Annotated in this window: 26 protein-coding genes and 1 pseudogene; 4 read left to right on the top strand and 23 right to left on the bottom strand. The window is 42.8% G+C overall.

Annotated elements, in window-relative coordinates; genetic code table 11:
- Positions 1-2 precede the first annotated feature (2 nt).
- From ACED48_RS16640 to ACED48_RS16570, 15 genes and pseudogenes are all read right to left on the bottom strand, one after another.
- Complete coding sequence (locus tag ACED48_RS16640) at positions 3-422, bottom strand: GNAT family N-acetyltransferase (protein ID WP_017057347.1); 420 nt, start codon at positions 420-422, stop codon at positions 3-5.
- A gap of 52 nt (positions 423-474) precedes the next feature.
- Complete coding sequence (locus ACED48_RS16635; RefSeq protein ID WP_017057348.1) at positions 475-891, bottom strand: VOC family protein; 417 nt, start codon at positions 889-891, stop codon at positions 475-477.
- A gap of 42 nt (positions 892-933) precedes the next feature.
- The gene (locus ACED48_RS16630) at positions 934-1,404 is read right to left on the bottom strand and encodes a GNAT family N-acetyltransferase (RefSeq protein ID WP_017057349.1); all 471 of its coding nucleotides are present in this window, start codon (positions 1,402-1,404) and stop codon (positions 934-936) included.
- Positions 1,405-1,440: 36 nt separating this feature from the next.
- Positions 1,441-1,797: a hypothetical protein gene (locus tag ACED48_RS16625; protein WP_017057350.1), complete on the bottom strand. Its 357-nt coding sequence runs from the start codon at positions 1,795-1,797 to the stop codon at positions 1,441-1,443.
- Between the two features lie 89 nt (positions 1,798-1,886).
- On the bottom strand, positions 1,887-2,321 hold the full coding sequence (locus tag ACED48_RS16620) for a GNAT family N-acetyltransferase (RefSeq protein WP_029627127.1): 435 nt from the start codon (positions 2,319-2,321) through the stop codon (positions 1,887-1,889).
- A 34-nt stretch (positions 2,322-2,355) separates the two neighbouring features.
- Positions 2,356-2,775 (bottom strand): GNAT family N-acetyltransferase, encoded by a 420-nt coding sequence (locus ACED48_RS16615; RefSeq protein ID WP_017057352.1) that lies wholly within the window; start codon positions 2,773-2,775, stop codon positions 2,356-2,358.
- Positions 2,776-2,855: 80 nt separating this feature from the next.
- Positions 2,856-3,287, bottom strand: coding sequence for a DUF2000 domain-containing protein (locus ACED48_RS16610; protein WP_017057353.1), 432 nt, complete (start codon positions 3,285-3,287; stop codon positions 2,856-2,858).
- A gap of 148 nt (positions 3,288-3,435) precedes the next feature.
- Complete coding sequence (locus tag ACED48_RS16605; protein WP_017057354.1) at positions 3,436-3,843, bottom strand: VOC family protein; 408 nt, start codon at positions 3,841-3,843, stop codon at positions 3,436-3,438.
- An 87-nt stretch (positions 3,844-3,930) separates the two neighbouring features.
- Entirely contained in the window at positions 3,931-4,368 is a 438-nt protein-coding gene (locus ACED48_RS16600; RefSeq protein WP_017057355.1) for an NUDIX pyrophosphatase, read from the bottom strand.
- Positions 4,369-4,393: 25 nt separating this feature from the next.
- Positions 4,394-4,810, bottom strand: a complete 417-nt coding sequence (locus ACED48_RS16595; protein ID WP_017057356.1) for an NUDIX hydrolase — start codon at positions 4,808-4,810, stop codon at positions 4,394-4,396.
- Between the two features lie 96 nt (positions 4,811-4,906).
- Complete coding sequence (locus ACED48_RS16590) at positions 4,907-5,755, bottom strand: NAD-dependent epimerase/dehydratase family protein (protein ID WP_029627129.1); 849 nt, start codon at positions 5,753-5,755, stop codon at positions 4,907-4,909.
- 231 nt (positions 5,756-5,986) lie between these two features.
- Positions 5,987-6,400: a GFA family protein gene (locus tag ACED48_RS16585; protein ID WP_017057358.1), complete on the bottom strand. Its 414-nt coding sequence runs from the start codon at positions 6,398-6,400 to the stop codon at positions 5,987-5,989.
- Positions 6,401-6,886: 486 nt separating this feature from the next.
- Positions 6,887-7,207, bottom strand: a pseudogene (locus tag ACED48_RS16580) (DapH/DapD/GlmU-related protein); the annotation flags it as partial.
- A gap of 192 nt (positions 7,208-7,399) precedes the next feature.
- Positions 7,400-8,098: a pseudouridine synthase gene (locus ACED48_RS16575; RefSeq protein WP_017057361.1), complete on the bottom strand. Its 699-nt coding sequence runs from the start codon at positions 8,096-8,098 to the stop codon at positions 7,400-7,402.
- Positions 8,098-8,259, bottom strand: coding sequence for a hypothetical protein (locus ACED48_RS16570; protein ID WP_017057362.1), 162 nt, complete (start codon positions 8,257-8,259; stop codon positions 8,098-8,100). Before ACED48_RS16570 ends, ACED48_RS16575 begins: the two co-directional genes overlap by 1 nt.
- 209 nt (positions 8,260-8,468) lie before the next feature.
- On the opposite strand from ACED48_RS16570, the gene ACED48_RS16565 reads away from it, so the two are divergent.
- Positions 8,469-8,870 carry a YkgJ family cysteine cluster protein gene (locus ACED48_RS16565; RefSeq protein ID WP_017057363.1) on the top strand — a complete coding sequence of 134 codons (402 nt, stop codon included), beginning with the start codon at positions 8,469-8,471 and terminating at the stop codon, positions 8,868-8,870.
- Between the two features lie 53 nt (positions 8,871-8,923).
- On the opposite strand, the gene ACED48_RS16560 is transcribed toward ACED48_RS16565, so the two are convergent.
- The 6 genes from ACED48_RS16560 to ACED48_RS16535 all read right to left on the bottom strand — a co-directional run bounded on the left by ACED48_RS16560 (position 8,924) and on the right by ACED48_RS16535 (position 13,016).
- Positions 8,924-9,325, bottom strand: coding sequence for an NUDIX domain-containing protein (locus ACED48_RS16560; protein ID WP_017057364.1), 402 nt, complete (start codon positions 9,323-9,325; stop codon positions 8,924-8,926).
- Between the two features lie 228 nt (positions 9,326-9,553).
- Positions 9,554-9,934, bottom strand: a complete 381-nt coding sequence (locus ACED48_RS16555; RefSeq protein WP_017057365.1) for an STAS/SEC14 domain-containing protein — start codon at positions 9,932-9,934, stop codon at positions 9,554-9,556.
- Positions 9,935-10,046: 112 nt separating this feature from the next.
- Positions 10,047-10,550, bottom strand: coding sequence for an HAD family hydrolase (locus ACED48_RS16550; protein WP_017057366.1), 504 nt, complete (start codon positions 10,548-10,550; stop codon positions 10,047-10,049).
- A gap of 154 nt (positions 10,551-10,704) precedes the next feature.
- On the bottom strand, positions 10,705-11,169 hold the full coding sequence (locus ACED48_RS16545; RefSeq protein ID WP_017057367.1) for an ASCH domain-containing protein: 465 nt from the start codon (positions 11,167-11,169) through the stop codon (positions 10,705-10,707).
- 191 nt (positions 11,170-11,360) lie between these two features.
- Positions 11,361-11,615, bottom strand: coding sequence for a DUF3297 family protein (locus ACED48_RS16540; protein WP_017057369.1), 255 nt, complete (start codon positions 11,613-11,615; stop codon positions 11,361-11,363).
- A gap of 258 nt (positions 11,616-11,873) precedes the next feature.
- Entirely contained in the window at positions 11,874-13,016 is a 1,143-nt protein-coding gene (locus ACED48_RS16535; protein ID WP_017057370.1) for a PcfJ domain-containing protein, read from the bottom strand.
- A 271-nt stretch (positions 13,017-13,287) separates the two neighbouring features.
- On the opposite strand from ACED48_RS16535, the gene ACED48_RS16530 reads away from it, so the two are divergent.
- The 3 genes from ACED48_RS16530 (at position 13,288) to ACED48_RS16520 (ending at position 16,260) form a co-directional block, all read left to right on the top strand.
- Positions 13,288-13,710 (top strand): universal stress protein, encoded by a 423-nt coding sequence (locus ACED48_RS16530; protein ID WP_017057371.1) that lies wholly within the window; start codon positions 13,288-13,290, stop codon positions 13,708-13,710.
- 250 nt (positions 13,711-13,960) lie between these two features.
- A complete protein-coding gene (locus tag ACED48_RS16525; protein WP_017057372.1) occupies positions 13,961-15,520 on the top strand; it encodes a cryptochrome/photolyase family protein in 1,560 nt (519 codons plus the stop codon).
- Positions 15,520-16,260: an SDR family oxidoreductase gene (locus ACED48_RS16520; RefSeq protein WP_017057373.1), complete on the top strand. Its 741-nt coding sequence runs from the start codon at positions 15,520-15,522 to the stop codon at positions 16,258-16,260. The genes ACED48_RS16525 and ACED48_RS16520 overlap by 1 nt, the downstream gene beginning before the upstream one ends.
- Before the next feature lie 155 nt (positions 16,261-16,415).
- Here ACED48_RS16520 and ACED48_RS16515 read toward each other — a convergent pair whose 3' ends face one another.
- The gene (locus ACED48_RS16515) at positions 16,416-17,300 is read right to left on the bottom strand and encodes a PA4780 family RIO1-like protein kinase (RefSeq protein ID WP_017057374.1); all 885 of its coding nucleotides are present in this window, start codon (positions 17,298-17,300) and stop codon (positions 16,416-16,418) included.
- A 333-nt stretch (positions 17,301-17,633) separates the two neighbouring features.
- A complete protein-coding gene (locus ACED48_RS16510) occupies positions 17,634-21,356 on the bottom strand; it encodes an SbcC/MukB-like Walker B domain-containing protein (protein WP_017057376.1) in 3,723 nt (1,240 codons plus the stop codon).
- Position 21,357 lies beyond the last annotated feature (1 nt).

Raw genomic sequence — 21,357 nt, 5'->3', positions numbered from 1 at the left:
TACTAAACTTGGTAAGTCATTAAATGATAACGCTCTAATCCCTCTCCTTTTATGGATGAGATAACAAAGCCTTGCGACTGATAAAAGCCAATGGCGTTTTCATTAGCAGTCAGACACTTCAATGTCAGATCAGAGTAATGTTGTTTGCAGGTATTTAGTAAAGCAAAGCCGACTCCAGAACGTAGCGTTCGCGGGCAAACATAGAGGTGATGGATGAAACTTTCAGGTTTCCAAATAGAGGCAAAACCTAAAACCTTGTTGCCAGAAACAGCCACCCATATTTCTTCACCTTCTGTATCGAATTCGAAATCGGATAACTTAAAAGCGTTGGTATCAGCCCAATGAAAGGTGTTCTGTCTTGATTCTAGATAGATCGCCTGTAAGGCAGTTAAATACTTGGGTTGATGCCTTGTGACTTCCATGTCGCTCCTGCCAATCCGTGTGACTAGAATTAAGGCTGTGGGCTAAGCTTTTCTACCTGTTAGCCATAGGGTGTTCAGGGTTTAACTGAAGCAGATCCCACAAGTTACCGTAAAGATCTTCAAACACAGCAACGGTACCGTAACCTTGCTCTTTAGGCTCTCGGACAAAGTTAATGCCCAAAGATGTCATGCGTTCGTAATCACGCCAGAAGTCATCGGTGTTTAAGAATAGGAATACGCGTCCACCAGCTTGGTTACCGATGAAATCAAGTTGCTCTGGCTTGGAAGCTCTAGCAAGTAACAGGCTCACACCGGTTGAATTTGGTGGAGCAACAACAACCCAGCGCTTATCTTCTTCTGGTAGATACGTGTCTTCAATGAGAGCAAACTTAAGCTTATTTACATAGAAATCAAGCGCTTCATCGTAGTCTTTTACCACTAGTGCAATGTGGACAATATTCTGTTTCATAACATACCTTTTTTTTGCTTAGTGAAAACTTGTTTCATGTTACTAAGCAATTCGCCCACGCATAATAAATTGCGGGCCTGCTGCGCCACCTAGATACTGTTCATTAGTATCTTCGAAGCCGCCTTTCTTATAACAGTTGAATGCTGCGGGATTTTTGCAATTCACGGTTAAGTAAATCAACTCATACACTGAGTAATTCGCTTTTAAATATGGAAACAAAGCTTTGACCGTGCCAGTTCCTAAACCTTTACCTTGCTGGTTTTTATCAAGCACAAAAGCTCTTAAGCCAATGCTTCCTTCAGGGCAGAATTCGTAATGCTCTGCGTAAGCGATATCAAGCTTAAAGAAACCCACCACATCGTTATCAAACTTAATCACGTGCAAGTGCGTCGTTTCACTGCCGTCTAATAAAAACTCTGCAGCTGTTCCTGCAAACTTAACCTGTTCATCGGCTAATTGGATGCCCTGAACTAACACCACATGAGACTCTTCAAGCTTTTCGATAGTTATCATTGTCCTTCCTTTTGTATAACACCCACGTAAAATAGCTTAAAGCTCATCGCTCGTGTCTCGAGAACCGTAGTTTGGGAAGTTGATATTAAGAACGTTATCGTCCTCAAGAGTGAATAGAACACTTCCATTTTCTACACCAGTTTCATTCCTATCTGAACATCCTAGAAACAGCTCCCAATCAAACGAATATTGAAGTCGGTATTGATTGCTACTGATGTGTTGAACTTCTTTGATTTTGATACCGTTCACTACATGTGCCATATCATCGATGTATGACAGATCAGGGATTAGCTTTTCTTCGAAATCACTCTTATGCTCGGTTAAGAAATTGAGCAGTTCAGAACATAACTCGGAGCCATGAACCAATGGCTTAGACAGACTAGAAAACAACATTTCTAAATACTCCAAGGATTGTTTTGATATTAGGCGGATGCGCACGAATCTGTTACAAATTCAAGCTCAGCCAGCGCGAACCTTTAAGGCTAAACGTTACTATTATCCGAGCTATTAAACGAGTACATTCGAACTTCATCTCGAGGAAACCAGCCCAATTTTTCGTAAAACTGTTGAGCATTGATGTTGTCGTTATAGACAAACAAGTGGGTCTTCGGGATGCCTAACCCTGCAAGTGCGTTGACCGCCTCTGCTATAAGCTTACAACCTAACTTTTGCCCTCTGAAGTTGGCCGAGACAGCTAAATGTTGTAAATACCCACGACGTCCATCCGTTCCGACCAACACAGCGCCAATGATCTCGTTGTTACTTTCAGCCACAAAACTTAGACCGGGGTTACGATCTAAATAGCTCCCAATGCTTTCTTTCGAATCGGCATCGCGAATACTCATACCTTCTGTTTGGCACCACAACGCGATCACTGAGTCGTAATCTGAAATTGCCATTTCCCGAATGTTGACCACTCTACTCTCCTTGTATAAACGGGCGCTTAATACGCTATTTTTTGACGAGCGACTTGGTGAGAAACGATAGCGAGGAATCTACAGGGTAATTTTCTAACACCATCTGGCATTCATACCCTCGTTTCTCATAAAAAGGCTTCGCTTGGAAACTTAATGTATCGACCAATGACGACGTACAACCTTGAGACTTCGCATACTCTTCAATACGCTCAAGTAGCTCACTGCCGACTTGCTTTCCTCTCATCGAATCGTCGACCCAGAGGAACTTAATCAGTAACCAGTTTCCCCAAAGGTCAGCGATAATGCCACCGACTTTGTTACCTTCCACCATCGCGTAGTACGCAACTTGAGACTTGGGGATCCCTTCCAGAAACGGTGTGTTGTGTTTGATTAACCCGCCTCTGACTTCATTAATGTCGTCATCGGAGGGCTCGATATCTAATTGGTATTCCATTGACTTCCTATCTCTGGATTAACGGCTTATGTAACATGTTCGATGCACTTACTAGCAGATAGCTAAACCACTCAAGTGAGTTACTTATACAAGCTAAACTTCTTTGTAAACTCACGTAGAATCTCCGTTTCACCAAACAGGCATACACCAAGATACTCAAGGTCTTCTTCTTTGATTTCTTTGGTTCGTTGCTGCTGCTCAGCAGAACCACCTTCGATCATTGAGCTCGTAAAATCAGTAAATTTAATACCACGACTGAACGCTTCTTCGCGCACTTTTCTAAGCTTATTTGAGTTTTCTGCTTTCAGCACGATGAAAGGATAGTGAGATAGGTTTTGGTGAACATTGCCATCCAAGTCTTCATAGTCAACGTAGCAAGTCTCGTCACTTTCTAATTGATTAGATAGGCCAACGCTCAAGTGCCCTAGCACGTTCAATGTTCTTCCTAAATCCATCTTTTTGCTTAAAACCGCTATGAATCGTTTTTGGCTTTCGTCTGGTAAATGGCTCACTACATATCCTCATTCATTCTTAATCACAGTATTTGTATAACGCATTACTGGGGCGTGAGCAATGCAACCTTAGTACTCAGTTAATACGTTTAGTCTATCCAATAATTTCGAGCAAAGACCAGTATTCGTTAAACCACAAGGTCATGATTTAATGAATATCTTGGCAGAACCTAAAGAGATAACCGTCTGGAGTTTGAACGATGAACTGCTTCTGAGTCGCGATCGAATCACCACATTGATAAGACTTCGACTCTAACGCTAAGTAAATAGAATCAGCGGCGCTTTCGTTAACTCTCTGATATAGAGATTCGATATCGATAACATCCCATTGAAAGTTAACGCCACGCCCTAAAGGTAACTCCAGATCACCTGAAAGCCATTTTCGACTTTTGCCCGCGATCCCTTCAAGCATCACATCAACACCATCAAGCGTTAGATAAGCAAACTCCTCATCTGGCCGCTCGTATTTCACTTCAAACCCTAATACATCGACAAAGAAGGATTTGCTCACATTAATATCGAAACAATAAAGCTCCGGAACTACTCGTAACGTCATGATTTTCCTATTCACTAAATAGCGAGAGATTAGTAAGAATCTAATCAGGATTTACACTCTAATATAGAGTTAATTAATCTGTGTACTTTAGCTAGCTTTGTAAAGCCTTTCGTTAATCTCCCAAAGCGCGTTTCTGTTCGAGTCATATGTTAGAAGTTCAATAGCTTCTTGGTAATCACACCAACGGTAACCTGTGTGTTCATTGGATAATTTAGGATCTTCCGTTACTTTAACTGAGAAGGAATGCTCAGGAATGACGAATGGATGCTCAGTCCAATTGTTATTCCCTGCATAAAATACTTTTGGAAGCATGCACATTGAATCAAGCTGCTGCCAGTTATCACCGACTAACTGAGTTTCTTCAGAAAGCTCTCGTTTTGCTGCTTCAAGAATTGATTCATCATTTTCGCCACCACCGGATATTGCCTGCCATACACCATAGTCACTTCTGCGTACGATTAAAAACCGAGGTTTGGTGTCGACTATTTGATAGGGAAAGACTAAAACTTGAAAAGGTGCTCTCATTGGTATGCCCTCCTATCGTTCACGTTTACGGCGCTAGCTTCCCAAGGATGACTGGATCGCTCAACAGATTCGTCAGAGGAAGAAACAATGGCTCTGGTAAATCATCGAGCTTAAACCATTTCCATTGCTTACATTTATCAGGCTCTGTCACCTGTGGTTCGCCGCTAACGTCAGAAGCAACAACAAACAGCGTTATATAGTGCTTGTTCTCTTTCTCAAAAATATCATTGGTAAAAGAGAGCTTCTCAAATGCATTAACAACCAAGCCCGTCTCTTCGAGTGTTTCGCGTTTGGCACACTCTTCAATGCTTTCGCCCCATTCAAGATGTCCGCCCGGCGTAGCCCACGTATGAGCGCCGTGAGAACCAATTCGTTCTCCAAGTAACACTCGCCCTTCACGTAGAATAACCGCAGCTACACCTACTCTTACTTCCTGACTCACTTAAAACTCCTTAATTCTTACCAAAAGACAAACGAACAGCTAAGTGACTAACAATGCCGAGATTGCGTTCAAACTTACCACTAACGCCAAGCCGAGTTAAATACCAAATGTTGATAATCTCATTTGGATACTTCGTTTTATGTAGTCTTCAACTAACTCGACAGGCTCAAACGAAGAACTAATTGGTAGTTTTAGATTCAGTTGTTCAATACCAACGGCCATAGAGCCATTTTCTGACTCAAACTCTTCCCAACTGATCTTTCTCACTTTTGTTACAGCTTTAGCGGCCAATAAGAGTTGAGCGAATTTTGCAGGACTATAACCTTGATTCTCTGCAACAAAATGCTGTTTTTCTAAGGTTCGGCCTTGCGCCAAAAGTAAATAGAACCGTGCAATGTCATAGACATGAACATATTGGTTAAATCCTATAGACGGCATACCTACTTGGATCGTTTGGCTATCGAAAGATTCTACAATTCGCTTTAACTGACAGTTCTCACCGCCATAAACCAAACTAGGACAGTAAACGACGTGCCATCTGTTTCTAATAGCGCTCTGTATTGTTTCTACATCTAATCTAACGGCTTCCAAGGGTTTCAGCCTAAATTGACTCAAATCAGCGCTAGAGGCGTTACCAAAGAGCCAAACACCCGATGTATGTATCTTTGTTGCATCTCTAGCGGCAAGTAGGTCTAACTCAGATAGTAACCTTTGCTCCACATCTGCAATTTCATCTGCTGAGAATTGTGACCAATGTGGACGCGCGCAATTCACAACCACATCAAAGTAGCCTTCAAAATCGGACCTGTTTTCTATCAACCCGACTGTAAGAGGTGTGACGATTTTGTCTCTACCGTATGTAAAAACTTCAAAGCCACTTTTTGCGAATAGCGATGTAACGTGACGGCCAATGTACCCACTAGCCCCTGCAATCAATACTTTCATTCTTTCCCTGAACTTTGCATACATGAAGCCCAAGCTTTACTTCTAAGCCAGAACAGCGCGCTCAAAGGTTAAGTCTGTCCCGTTATCCAGTCGAGAGTTATCAACCAGTGTCGTTATTTTCATAGTTCTCTTTTTATCTGATCACGAATCGTACATTGCCCAACGAAAATAAGTTCACGCTGAGCAACGACGAACCACCAAAACTAAACCGTCGCACCGTAAACCCAGTGATTACTCTCCACTTTCAAAGTGGGCAAATACTTCTGCACCAGTCATATTATGTGTTTCATTTTTAAATTCGTAGTATTCGGGCTTTTCGTCGATGAATATCTGATGAGTTAACTTGTAGTCATCCCCAGACATCAATAAACCGACAGGAAGGTGATACTGATTATTTGGCACCAAAAAGTAAAACAAGTGAGTACCACATTTACCGCAGAACCCCCTCTCAGCCCAATCTGATGACTTATATCTCACTACATTTGATTCACCTGATATTTTAACTGAGTCAGCGCAATCAATGACTAACATCGGACCGCCAGACCAATTTCTACACATACTACAATGACAAGCCCCCAATTCATTACTGGCGTACTCTACTTCCAACTCAACCGAGCCACATAGGCATTTTCCTTTACCTTTCATGAATCCTCCAATCTTTGCAATGTGTGTAAAATGAATAGCAGATAACGCTTTTTATACCGATGGCTTAATAAGAAAGGCTATTTTTTTGTTTCCCTTCTCCGACAGATACGCGGCATACTTTTTAGAGATCCATTTATGAATATGAAGCCCTGTTTTACGGACAAGATACCAATCTATAGCAACTAGAATCACCAAACCGATTACAGTACCCATTATAAAACCTCCATGCTCATTGAAATGTCACTCTAGCAAATGGTTAAGAAAGCCTGCGAACGTACACAGGCTATAAATCCGAGTTCTCGTTCTTTACCTAACCCTGTATAAACACTAAGACATTACAGCTATCAAACAGAAAAATTCCGTATTTAAATCCAGAATAATTCTTTCTAGTTTCTAAGATAGGCAAGCAATATGCAACTAAGCTATTAAATAACAATGGCTTATGTCACAGCTAATTTCAGGCGTGTGAAAAATCGCTTACTTTAGTTAATTTGGAATGCGGCGATCTTTGTGGTAATACTCTCGGTCTCGTTCGTTGATTTCGCGTACCACTTTGCATGGGTTGCCTACTGCGACGACATTAGCTGGGATGTCTTTGGTAACGATGCTCCCTGCGCCTATTACTGAGTTTTCACCAATGGTGACACCGGGAAGTACCACGGTGTGTGCGCCAAGCCATACGTTGTTGCCAATACGAACAGGAACATTGAACTGCGCTGCTTTTAGCCTGAGTTCTGGGCTGATGGGATGTGTGCCAGTGGCGATGGTCACGTTAGGCGCAATCATCACGTTGTCGCCGATGAATACGTCTGTAAATTCAGACATCACTTCAAAGCCGATTGACTGGTAAAAACGCTTGGATAAATCGAAGTCTTTCGCGGGTACGAAAGACTTAATTTCTGAGACTTTGAGGTTTTCCATCCTACATCCTTATAGTGTTGATGTTCTGGTGCTGATACGCTTAACGCTTTAAGTAGTTACGGCGTTTATTCAGAGCTCTTATTCAGAGTCTTGCTGAAATGAGTCGACTTCGGCTTTGGTTAAATAACGCCACTGACCTGCTTCAACATCTAAACGAACATCACCAATCTGTTCACGGTGTAGTCCCACAACTCGATTACCTACCGCAGCAAACATTCGTTTTACTTGATGAAACTTGCCTTCTGTAATGGTCAACAGCACTTCTTTACTGGTAATCACTTCGAGCTCTGCTGGACGCGTCAGTTTTTGCTCGCCTTGCAATTGAATGCCCGCTTTAAACTTGTCAGCGACATCCTCTTTTATATCTCGTGACAATGTCACGCGGTACACCTTCTTACATGACTTGGTTGGCAGTGTGATATTGAATGACCAGCGCCCATCATCGGTAATCAAGACTAAGCCTGTGGTGTCGGCATCTAAGCGCCCCGCGATGTGTAGTTCTGATGCTTTGTCTATCTCAATGTAGTTGAACAGCGAGGGATAAACTTCATCGATATTGGAGCAAATAGTACCCGCTGGCTTGTGCATTAGGAGGTATCGAAATTCCCGTAACTTAAGCTGCGTGCCATTCAACAAGATGGTGTTGCTTTCATGAACCTGAGCAGATTCATCGGTGATTGTTTCACTGTTTACGTACACCTCGCCATTATGGATACGTTCAATCGCTTCAGGCTTGGTTAGGTCTGTGCTTTTACATAGGTATTTATCAAGGCGCATTAATCGTCGGCACCACATTTAGCACAAGGCTTGTAAGTTCGTTCACCTTGCTCGATAACCACATAATCACCAACGCACTTTTCACATAAAGCGAACTTTGGGTAAGCCTCTTTTTGTTTCTTTGCGTTGATGTTGCCTTCGGTGGTGTATACGGTTCTCATTTTGATGCCTTTGCTTGAATTACGTGAGAGACGCAAATTGTATCACTGTTTACAGCTTTGATTGGAGTGGTGGTACATAGATAAATTGACTTTAAGCGCCATAACTCCAAGCTCCCGCCCCGTAACGACTGAACCATGAACAACAAAGTCAACGTGCCACGCCTATCAGTGGTAAAATGATAAAAGCTCACCAACTTATGAAGTCGATAATGAAAGATTGTAATCAATGCGGAAAATGCTGTATCAAATACGGAGATGGCGACCTTGCCGCGACTCAAGAAGAGATCGATTTGTGGGAGCTGTTCAACCCAGACATCTTTGAATATGTTCGAGGAAGCGAGATTTGGTTTGACCCTGAATCTGGCGAACGTTTAACTCGCTGCCCTTTTCTGGAGCGGGTTCCGACGAAAGACACCAAGGCTCAAGCCAAGTACACATGTAGCATTTACTTAGACCGACCAGAAGATTGCCGACACTACCCAAGCCTAATTAACGAGATGGTACGAGATGAGTGTGAAATGATTGAGGTGGTGGATTTACAAGACACGAAGAAAGCTCAAAGGAAACTCGACCTGTTGATGAAAGACAGCCGCCCTTCAAGCTATTCGTAAGCGATGATCTTTTGAAGATCAATTTTCAGCATTAGCTAATATCAGCCAAAACCTTAAGCCAAATACTGGTTCGCTTCTAACCAATCAAGCGCAACCAGTGCTGCCAGTGAACATACCGCTCTGTCGTTGCCATCAACAAACTTAAGTTCTTCGATTTCAGCATCTGGAGACAGTTCGCCAGTATAATCAGCAAGGTAACAAGTCAATTGCACCGATACACCTTCCGCTTTACCATCAGCTTGACCTGTAAACGTCTCGACGTATTTGATGGAATTAGGCACTAAATCGACTGAGATCTCTTCTTTGATTTCGCGAAGCAGTGCTTGCTCATCACTTTCGCCAGCTTCACGCTTACCACCCGGTAGGTAGAACAGTTCTTTGCCTTTGGATCTCACCATCAATAGCTTACCGTCTTTGATGAATATCCAAGCCAGCTTATCAATTACCTTATGCATGTCGTTAGACCTTCTTTCTGTTTTAGTTCTCGTTATTACTGAATCTAGCCACACCATTAGTCGCGACCAAACAAAGCCTGGGTATGTTACACGCTGCAATGAATATACTCTATTGAATCGAATAGGAAATATCATTGCCAAACCGAAAAATGACAGCGTTCGAGACAATGCTCGTCAACTGTCATTGGCGTTGTTTACGGATTGCTTTCTAGTTGTTCGTAGATAGAATCAATCGACTAACCACTTAAGCGCAGAGTCATGGTCTTCGAATGACTTAATCTCACCAGACACAAACCAGCTCCCTACTTTTGAAGCGAATTCTTGCCAGCTTTTATCACCATAAATCGCGATTTTGTCTATCTTCGAATTGAGCTCTAATCCCAGTTTGAAATCATCCCAAGCAGCACGTAACTCCCAACCCGTTAAGGTAGAGATGTCGACCAGCATCTTGAGTTTAGATGAATCGAGTTCTTCTAGCGTGGTATTTAGAATTGGCATCATTGCTTGGTAGTCATCGTGTGTGAGTTTGCCTTTCGCTTTGAACACAACGATGGTTTCACCGCTAACACGTTCAATTCCGACCGATATTCCGTGACGTTCGATACTCATAACTTAGCCCTCATAGTGGAAACTAGAGTTAGCTTAGAGGATTAAACAACAAAGAGATGAGAGATTGGCGTCAAAACAGACAAGCGCTTTATCTGAACTTAATATCAGAGAATTAATCGCGCTTCTCCAACAGTTCGCTTAGGCTTTGAACTTGCATTATATTCGGATGCTCTGACTTAAGATCAGCACCTTCCGTGTTCAACCACACCGTATTCAAACCCGCTTCAAGTGCTGGGTAAATGTCTTTCTCTAAGGTGTCACCTACCATGGTGGTGTCTTGTGGTTCAACACCTAGCTGGGAAATGATGGCAGGATAAAAGCCCGGCTCTAACTTAGAAAAACCAATGCTCGCCTTACAAAAGTAACCCAAGATATATTGAGACAGGCCAACACGCTCGAAGGCACGAATCATGTCGTCTTTACTGGAATCGCCAGCATTGGTGGCAACGTAGACTTGATGATTTTTGGAGAGTTCAGCCAGTAATGCACGAGCACCACTCACTTCTTGTACAGTTTCCCAGTCACACATCTTCCCTTGTGCGTCTGGTAAATCGACCATCAGCGTATTGCCCCAGTCGAATATGACTATTTCTGTTAACTCGATTAGCTTTGTCATCTAGCCTCCTGCATACGATGAATTATCTAATGTTTAAGCGAGCCAATAAAAACTTCTCGAACGGTTAAGCTCATTGTTGTCGACCTTATTACTGTTTATTGGCCACTATAACCTAAACATAAAGTGCCACACATTATGAATCAAAAAATACCTTTTATTGATGAACCACTTTGAAGCGCTCTAATACCAGCATCATGTCTTCAGTTGGCGAGATTTTTAGCTCTTCACATTCACGAGAGAAGAAGTTCCAGTGCGCTTCTCTCCACCATTCGAGTGTTTTATCACCCTCACCTTCTGCGGCAGCAAATTCAGCGGTTACTTCATTGTATTTGCACAATGACAATGAGGTAATCTCTACAATGCAAACTGGCTTGCCATCCCAATCGGTGACGACTTGCAAATGTCCTACGACAGGCATCGCTTCCCCTTCATGGCTGTACCAATATTCAAGGCTGCAAGACGCTTGTTTTTCACCTTTAAGAATCAACTGTGCACACAAGTTGGCGTTGTATTCGTCGGCACAGTAATAGTCGGCACTAAAAGAGGTGTATTGCGAAGCCACTTCGGCTGGCAATGTGCTTAGGTAGCTATCGAGATAAGCTTGGCTTCTTTCTTCCATGATCTTTCCAGTTTGAATATAAGGTTCAGTCAGTTAGCCCTCAGTAAGGGAGTAACAGACAGTAGTCTTGTAGCAATTGAAAATGCAGAAAAACAAAAAGGACCTAGAATTCTCTAAGCCCTTTAAAGTGATAACGCTTGGTAACTCTATATTTGATAATGACACCAAAGATTAGCGAGTTACTCCAACGATTACTCTTCGATGTAGAACGCTTCTACAGTACCTTTAAGAGTAATAAGCATAGGTTGACCACGACGATCTAGCGCTTTAGGAGAAGGGATCTTAACCCAACCTTCGCTGATGCAGTATTCTTCAACATCCGTACGCTCTTTACCATTTAGACGAATGCCGATTGGGTATTCGAAACACTCAGCCACGTGATGTGGGCTGCGTGGGTTGCCTGCAAGATGATCTGGTAAAGCTGGTTTTGAATTAGTATCGCTCATGTTCATTACCTGTATGTGCGTAAATAAAAAAAGTGCGTCATTCTAGTCAATATAAGCTTGTTGCTCAACCACTGCAGTAATAAATCGTACTGATAGCTTATATAACCGTTAGTTGCCTGATTTAGCAGCAAGATATCGGGTATATATACACTAGAATTTGCAGGTTGATGCATTTCCAGTAGACGAGTGTTGGTCACATTGTCTAAATACCACTTTTTTGTCTGATCGCCCTCTCAATAAGCAACTTAGCTCACTATATTAAAGCGATTGTATTTTCTGTTTCAACTGTATTTTGCTCGCTTCTAGCCAATCGAGGATGACTCGTCGCGCTGCCTCTGTAGGTGGCGCATTACGTTTCCCGCAGATTTGGTCGATTTCAAAAGGAAACGACTTGTTAGGAGCTCGGCGCAAACCTATGGTTAGCCTTTGTGGTTTAAACATACGAAACGCGATATAGCGATCGCTCATGATGCGGTTATGATATACACCAATGCAGTGTTTTTGCTCCACGCCCTCTTGCTCAAGATCGTAGTAATCGATAATGGGGTGGATATTATCATTACCTAACAACGGAACAGGATAAGGTATATCCATATCTACAGGGCGATTTCCCTCTAAACGACGCAACTGACGCTGCTCTGTCCAACGATCATGAAGTTGTTCAAACATTGCAAATGAGTTCTGGCTGGTGATTGAACGCAGAGGGTCATCGATGTCTAAATCCTGCCCCAATAATATCGCATCTTGAAACATAGCCATTTTCGACGGTGTATTGAGCCTTCCCTCTTCAACCATTGCGATACCCAATCGGCTGCCAGTTAAAAACGGATGAACCTGATCCAACCGCAAGGCAGTATAACCCACTTTAGAGTAATGCTTGAACTTGAGGACGCGCCTTTGCAGCGGTTCAAGAATACGTACAATATGGTCAAGCTCATCACCCACATTGTAGTGTAATTCTAACTTATCGATGAACTTAAGCGTTGCTTTACTGCTATCTAACCCCAGTTTTGCGAGAATTTTCTTTTGCCCTAAACGGCTCAGATCCAATGCACTTTGGTTATCGACGCTGTATTTCATACAGATCAATGCCAAAATAACCGGACGTAATTCCAACAATTGTGCCGCTTCATACGTATTCGCAGCTAACCACAACATTTGATATTGGTACTCTGGAAAATCGTCTGTGATTTCACGATACCGAGCCGGCAACGAATCTAACCAGCGACCAGTTACATCAAATTGCTCAATGAGATTTAAACTTAAGCCAATCCCACCATCAAGCGGGCGTCGTTCATCTTTAAGCACATGAAAACCAATGAGCTTTTGCGACCAGTCACTAATTTCAATGTCGTAATCAAAGCCTAATGTTCGAGTGGGAATAGTGAGTAGTACGGTCATGGATGTCTCTTAGTTATTAGCGATTGATCTGTCGAATCACGTAAAGTAACGATATGTGGCTTTGATATGCCTTCTCATGGCTTTGTCGAGCATCGAACTCGCATCACTATAACAACCTTTTGTAAATTTCTTATCAATCAAAGTGATATATATGTGAAAGTGTTTAGAAGATCTTTGCATGATGATTTTCGCCAATATGAGATCCCTTCGATATCATTTGCTCAAACAAAAACTATGCTTAGTACATCACTCACAACAATAGGCTTTAATTATGGAATACCGACATATTCTGGTCGCACTTGAGCTAACTGACGACACTAAAATCCTCATTGATAAAGCGATCTTCTTCGCAGACAAACTAGAAGCAAGCATTTCGTTTGTCTATATCGACGGGACTCACGGAGAAATTTACCCAGAACTCGTTGATATTCATGAAGATAATATTGATTTACCTTTCAATGAAGATGCGATAACAAAGTTAAGAGTATTCGAAACTTACGCCAACCAGCCAATTAAACATATATTTGTGGGTACAGGGGATTTGAACGATAAGCTCAAAAACACGATTGAAACACACGGGGTAGACCTATTGCTGTGTGGGCACCATCATGATTTTTGGCACAAAATCATTTCCCATTCAAAGCAGCTTATCGACACATCTCCGGTCGACATTCTCGTGGTTCCTATGGAATAACTGTTTTGGTATAAAACCAACGTCACTGCCAACCTCTATCGGTATTATTGGTTGGCTTATGCTGACCTCTTTATATCTTGCTTTTGACCTAAACTAAACCCTTCCTATCTCTGTCTCTCAAAAATAATTTGTGATCTTGGCGGCTTGTCAGCGCGTAGTCATCTAATAGCTAATAAATCACAATAATTTGATTTGCTTATCAAACTGATACCTACGATTCACACCATACGTTTATAAACTAGGACGTGTTATGAAATTCAATACTGTGCGCCTGATCTTAGGTGACCAACTCAACATTGAGCACTCTTGGTTTCAGCAAGTTAACGATGATGTCATTTACATAATCGCAGAGCTCAAACAAGAAACCGATTACGTTGATTCTCACATTCAGAAAGTCGTGGCATTTTTCTCCGCCATGTCTTACTTCGCTAAAGAACTCACCCAACAAGGTCATCAGGTGCTGCATTTAACACTGGATGACACGGCGCAATTTGAAAACCTAGACGGCCTACTTCAACACTATGTACACGAGTTCGATGCTGACAAGTTCGAATACCAGAGGCCAGATGAATATCGTCTGCTTCAGCAAATGGCGAAGCTCAAGCTAACCAATGTCACCAAAGGGTGTTGCGATACAGAGCACTTCTTATTTCCGTTTGAGGAGATAGAAACGCAGTTCCCGCAAGATAAACACATCATGATGGAACACTTCTATCGCCGAATGAGAAAACGTTTTAACATTCTGTTGGAAGATGAAAAACCGGTTGGTGGTAAGTGGAATTACGATGCCAATAACCGTAAAAAGCTTAAGAAGCAAGACATTAGCAACTTACCACAGCCTTTGATGTTCGCTAACAATATCTCGGACATTTTGAAGCGTATCGAGCGGCATCACGTTAAAACGATTGGCGAAGATGACAGTCAACTCTTATGGCCAGTGAACCGTGCTCAAAGCTTGTCTCTACTCGCCCATTTTTGCCAAGTCTGCTTGCCATTGTTCGGTCAATTTCAAGATGCAATGATCACAGAACACGATGCAAGGTGGAGTTTGTATCATAGTCGCCTCTCCTTCACATTGAACAGCAAGCTGCTCAGCCCTCGCGAAGTCATTGATGCGGCACTCTCGGCTTATGAAGCCTCTAAAGCTCAAGATAAAGCAAGCATCGATATTGCGCAGGTGGAAGGTTTCGTACGTCAGATACTCGGTTGGCGTGAATACATTCGTGGCGTGTATTGGGCTAACATGCCCGCTTATGCCAATAAAAACCATTATTCAGCCAACCGACAATTACCTCATTACTTTTGGGATGGTCAAACCAAAATGAATTGCATGAAGCATGCAATTGGTCAATCTCTTGAGTTTGCTTATGCACATCACATTCAGAGGCTGATGATCACTGGCAACTTCTGTTTGATAACTGGCATAGACCCTGACCAAGTCGACGGTTGGTACCTTGGCATTTACGTAGATGCGATTGAATGGGTCGAAATGCCAAATACACGAGGGATGGCGCTATTTGCTGATGGAGGTATCGTAGGAACTAAGCCCTATGCTGCCAGTGGTTCATACATCAATCGTATGAGTGATTACTGTAAAGGCTGTCATTACCAAATAAAAGCGCGCAGTGGTGAAGCCTCTTGTCCGTTCAACAGCTTGTACTGGCGCTTTATGAACCTACATCGTGATGAGTTAAACCGAAACCCTAGAATGGGCATGCTTTATCGATCTTGGGACAATATGGACGAACAAGACCAACAAGCCATTCTCGACACCGCAGAACAACGACTGATGAACTTGGAGAACTTATAATGGTGGAACAACTCAGACTACAAGTATTGGTTATTGGTGGGAGTGGCGGTATTGGTTCCGCTGTCGTTCAACGCCTCTTGTCTGAACTGTCTCATTTTGATTTTCTTGATGTACATGTAGACGCGACTTACCACTATCAACGGCCTACTCTTGAAGACAAACGACTTCATTGGCATCAACTCGACGCAACCAGCGAAGCGGAAGTCGCACAACTGAGCGCAAAATTTAATCGACTTGATTGGTTAATCAACTGTGTAGGGATGCTTCACACACCAGACCTTGGGCCAGAAAAGAACTTGTCGTCCATTGCACCAGAATTTTTTCTGAAAAATATCTCGGTCAATACGTTACCAAGCCTGTTGTTGGCTAAGCATTTCACTCCGATTCTCAAATCCAGCGACAATCCAAAGTTCGCCGTCGTTTCAGCCAAAGTCGGCAGTATTTCAGATAACAGATTAGGCGGTTGGTACAGCTACCGTTCATCGAAAGCGGCGTTGAATATGTTCATTAAAACCATGTCGATTGAATGGCGACGGACTATAAAGCAAGGAACAGTCTTAGCACTGCACCCAGGAACAACCGACACATCACTTTCAAAGCCTTTTCAGGCGAATGTTCCAGAAGGAAAGCTGTTCAAATCGGATTACGTCGCTCATCAACTGGTTAAGATTATTAGCGGTGCAACGCCAAAGAGCAGTGGCAATTTTTACGCCTACAATGGTGAGCAATTGACGTGGTAGTGAGTAAAAACAGAAAACCCAACAGAGTTGTGACTCTGCTGGGTTAATTTGGTTAAAGCGGCTCGTTGACACTAAAGCTATCATTTCAAAAACAGAGGCATATAAGCGGTCAAATAACGCCCAAAACTGATCAGTACAAGTCTGAATGAGTACGATTACTCAGACCAATTAAACTTACTCTCATCGACCCCGTCTTTGGCCTCTTTTACACGATCTCTCCGGTGTTGCTCTTCGATTCTCGCAGAGTCAATTTCTTGCATGATAGCTTCGATATCCGCCAAATCATCGCTTTCCTTAAACTCACCAGTAAGCTTACTGTCTGGCTTTAGATCACCTTTTTCATATAATGCCCACATTTCCTTGGCGTACTCTGTCGTTGATAACTCGGGCGCAAACTGAGCATAATAGTCACGGATATTATTAACATCACGAGTCAACATCCACTCTGCATTATTATTTGCAGAAGCATCGACGGCTTGCGGCAAATCGATGATCACTGGACCATATTCATCTACAAGAACATTGAACTCAGACAAATCGCCATGAATCAGGCCAACACATAGCATTTTCACCACGTAGCTCATCATCACTTGGTGATCTTCAATCGCTTGTTCAGCGGGCATCACGACATCGTTCAATCGAGGTGCGACATAGCCATCGTCATCGGTAACCAACTCCATTAGCAACACGCCATCGAAACAACCAAAAGGTTGCGGTACCCTTACGCCCGCTTCTGCCAGTTTATATAAGGCATCAACTTCAGCACTTTGCCATACTTTTTCTTGTTGCTCACGACCAAAACCAGACCCTTTTTCCATGGCTCTAGCGCGACGGCTATTACGGACCTTTCGCCCTTCTCGATAGGCTGTTGCTTTCTTAAAGCTACGTTGGCTTATTTCTTTATAAACCTTGGCACAACGGATCGTATCGCCGCAGCGTACTATGTACACTGATGCTTCTTTGCCACTCATGAGTTGGCTTGTCACCTCGTCGACTAAACCATCGTCAACTAAGGGCTGTATTCTTTTAGGTATCTTCATGCCGCCTTTATACATGAGTTATCTGCAGATAGAAATATTAACTGAAGAAATGAAAGATGTGATTATCAGAGAGAAGCTTTCGACGATACTCGAGTCTCGCCTTAGGGGATGACGGTTAGGGCGGCTTCTATCCTACTGTTGTATTCGCTCAAATTAGCGAAAAACAAAGTAGAACAACAAACAGTCACATCTTTTTATGAACGAACCCAAATTAAACAATGTCGACAAAGATATTATGAATATGCCCAACTTCGTCACTCTCGAGAAGGAGTAACAACTAAGTCGGGCACCTAATAATTAAGCCATAACTGTTAACTGATCGGTAACTTTTAATTAAGCAGTCACTTTGTATTGAGATTCCATTTCACTCACACCAAGGCCTGAGTGCTTAGTTACTTTCAACTGAACCGGGACACGCTCTTTCAATGCTTCAACGTGGCTTATTACACCAATCATCTTGCCTGAAGCATTCAAGTTATCTAATGCGTTTAAGGCAATATCCAAGGTATCGCTGTCTAGCGTGCCGAAGCCTTCGTCGAGGAACAGTGAATCAATACTGGTCTTGTGGCTCACAAGGTCAGATAGCGCCAATGCCAATGCCAAACTCACCAAGAAGCTTTCACCACCCGAGAGCGTTTTGGTATCTCGCATCACGTCGCCCTGCCAGGTATCTAACACTTGCAGTTCTAACCCGTCATCCGCTTTACGTTGTAACTCGTAACGGCCATGCAAACGTTGCAACTGCTTATTAGCTAGATATACCAAATTCTCAAGGGTTAAGCCTTGAGCGAACTTACGGAATTTGTCACCATTTCTGGAACCAATCAAAGAGTTCAAACGTGAGATATCATCAAACTCTAATTGCTGTGCTTCAATTAGCTTAAACAGATCTTGTTGGTTACTACGGTTTTGACGGTCCGTTTCTAAATTCGCAGAAATTGCACCAATTTGAGAAGCATGGCTCTGTCGTTTGTTTTGATATTCAACCGTCGCCTGCTCGACTTCACTTTGCGGTGTGGTGCTCCACGTTGCGGCTTTTTCATGATCTTGCAGCTCAGATCGATTAGCTTTGGCACTGTTCAACCTTGCCTGAGCACTCACGATTGCTTCATCAAGTGTCTTCTTCAAGCTTCGCAGTTGTGCGGTTAACGCTTCATCAAGCAGTGAAGACTCAAAGTCGGCATCAGTTGCGAAAGGACTCGACGCTAACGCCTGGTCCCACAATTGCTTCATTTCAACTTGTGCCTGTTGTTTTGTCGCCAATTCTTCGGTGTAACTGGCGTGCTTAGTTTGTTCTTTTAGATGTTCGCGTTCACAACCGTTGAATTCTGTTTGAGATACTTCAAGGTTAGTGACGGCATCACTCATTTTTTGCTTCATTGCTTGAATCGTTGACTGAACATCGTTATCACCAAACAATTGTTTTCTTGATTCAGTGATCGACGCTAGCTCTTTAGTTAAAGATTCAACCTCAAGGTTTGCGTTAGCGGTCTCGTTGGTTAGCGATTCCAATTTGTCATCGAGTGCTGTCAGCTCGGCACGCTTACTAATCAACTGTTTATCTAACTCATCGTGTTGCAGCTTCGTCGCTTGCCATAAATCAGAAGCTTCCTTTTTTTGAGCAAACCAAGCGTCAATATGTTCAAGTTCTGGCGCCTCAATCGAGGTCTCAGCAATACTTTCTTTAAGTTCAGTCCACTGCAATGCTTTGGATTGGGCGCACTTTTCAGCTTGATCAACCTGAGCCTGCGTTTTCGTAGTTAGATCCGTTAGACGTTGTTCCGATAACTCCAAGTTCGCCTGCGCTTTATTGGCCATGATGCTTGCGGTTGTACGTTGTTTTTCAGCGTCTAGGTAAACATTTTTCGCATCAATCACGGCACGTAACTGGTGAATAACTTCGTTAAGCTGTTGCTCACAAGATTCAGTAAAAAAGCTTACCGTTTCACTATCACCTAGTGCCTCAATAGACGGTAGCTTGACGTTTAGCAAGCCACCTTGAGACACAAAACTCACATACACTTGTTCAAGTTTATTTAAGGTGTTTGCCCAATTTAACTTTGCTTGTTCAACATCAGCCTGCGTACGTTTAAGCTCATCTTTAATCCCATTAATGATTGGTACAATCGAATCCAACTGCTGGCGATGTTCAGTGCCTTCTTTTTCAATAACCGCGAGAGCTTGTTCTTCACGTTTTTTTTGTGAAATCAAATCCGTCAGATCTTGTGACTGTTCAATCGCATGGTTGGCTGAACCACACAATGGACAATCCATCCCCGGCTGCAACGCCGCGCGATACTTCGCGAGTTCGCCTTCTTGCTCAATTAAACGAATCAATCGTTCAAGTGACGTTTTGTTTTTTTGGTAACGCTCCACCAAAAATTCACGCTCTTTCGTCAATTTATCCGACCAATGAATGTGGTTATAAAGCTCAGCTTCTTTAACTGCAATACGCTGAGTGGCTTGTAGGTAACCACGATTGATATCGACCAGCGTGTTGGTATGACGGCTCCAATATTCAAGCAGATCTTTGCTTTCATTCAGTGCCCCTTCACTGTTTTGTTGCTGCAGTGTGTCCCATTTAAGCTTGGCGTCATTCTCGACAGCAATTCGTTCAGCCAATGTTTTGTCTTGTGTAAGTTTCAACTCTCGAGATGTCTGTACTAGCGTTTGCTGTGTTTCTAACGCTTTGTTGGCACCTTGAACATTACTTAATAATTCAGTGTGCTGCGTTTCAAGGGCTCGAACTTGATCGACCTTGAATTGCCATTGCCCTAGATATTTTTCGAGTTGCTTATCGGCTTGATGCGTCTCTAAATACTGTGCATGGATCTTTTCTTGTTGCTGAACAGAAGCGATGGCTTGGCTGAGTACTGTATGTTTGTGACGTTGTTCAACCTCTTGTTGATTCAAAGCTTTAACGTTTTTCTCAGCCGTGACTTGTTTGTCTTTGAATACTGAGATTTGGTTGTCTAGCGGTCGAACTTGCTCAATGATCTTCTCTTGATCTTGTTGTTCTTGTTTTATTTGCTCAACCAGCGCGCTTTGCGTTTTAAGCTTGTCACTAGCAGCTGATTTCTCTGCATCTCGCTCAGCTAATCTTTTCGTGCTGCATTCAAGGTTGGCTTGAGTCACTTGCACATCTTGATCGCTGCGTTGCACATCTTTATACAGTGGGCGCAATTTTTCTGCAGGCTCGCTTTTAGCTAAGCGATCCAGTGAGGGTTGGTTTTCAGATAGGTTATCTTGTGCTTGTTTTAAGTCTTGCTCACCATTGACGATAGCCAAGTCAGTTTTGGTTACGTCTTTCCACCAGCTTAAATGGGCATTCCATTCGACCAGTTGCTGAGCCAACACAGCTTGCTCTGCTTCTAATCTATCGCGATCCGTTATCAACTCTTGAATTTGTTCTTCCGTTAACAGACTCACCCCCTCGGCCTTGGCTTTAAGGTGATTAAGTGACTCTTCACTCGATTTAAAGTGATCGTAAATCCGTTCTGAAATCAAGCTGTAGACTTCTGTACCAGTCAACTCTTCAAGTAACTCAGCTCTGTCGTTAGCATTTGCGTTTAAGAAAGCAGCGAACTCGCCTTGCGACAACATTATCGATTTAGTGAATCGAGAAAAATCCAAACCCGTTACGGTTTCAACCCTCTTAATCTTCTTAGTCAGCTGCGTTTCTAAAATATCATCGCTATCTGCATCTGCAAGCTCACAGGTCGGTGTTTGCAGTGCCCCATCGTGTTTGCCGCGCGCTCTCTTATGGTGAAAATTGGAGCGGTAAGTTTTACCTTTTACTTCAAATTCAATCTCAGCAAAACACTCACCTGTACCACGTGTCATCAGCTCATTGGTGCCCTTGGCAATACTTTTCAAACGTGGTGTACGGTGGAACAGTGCCAAACACATCGCATCAAGAATCGTGGTTTTACCGGCTCCAGTTGGGCCAGTAATCGCGAACAAGCCATTTTCGGCAAAAGGTGACTTTGTGAAATCGAGTTTCCAGCGACCTTTTAAGGAGTTTAGGTTTTCAAATTCTAAGCTTAAGATTTTCATT

It is taken from the genome of Vibrio sp. 5S239 (assembly GCF_041439575.1).
Lineage (GTDB): Bacteria > Pseudomonadota > Gammaproteobacteria > Enterobacterales > Vibrionaceae > Vibrio > Vibrio kanaloae.
The sequence above is the reverse complement of the archived record's forward strand: the minus strand, read 5'-3'. Positions and strand labels throughout refer to the sequence as shown.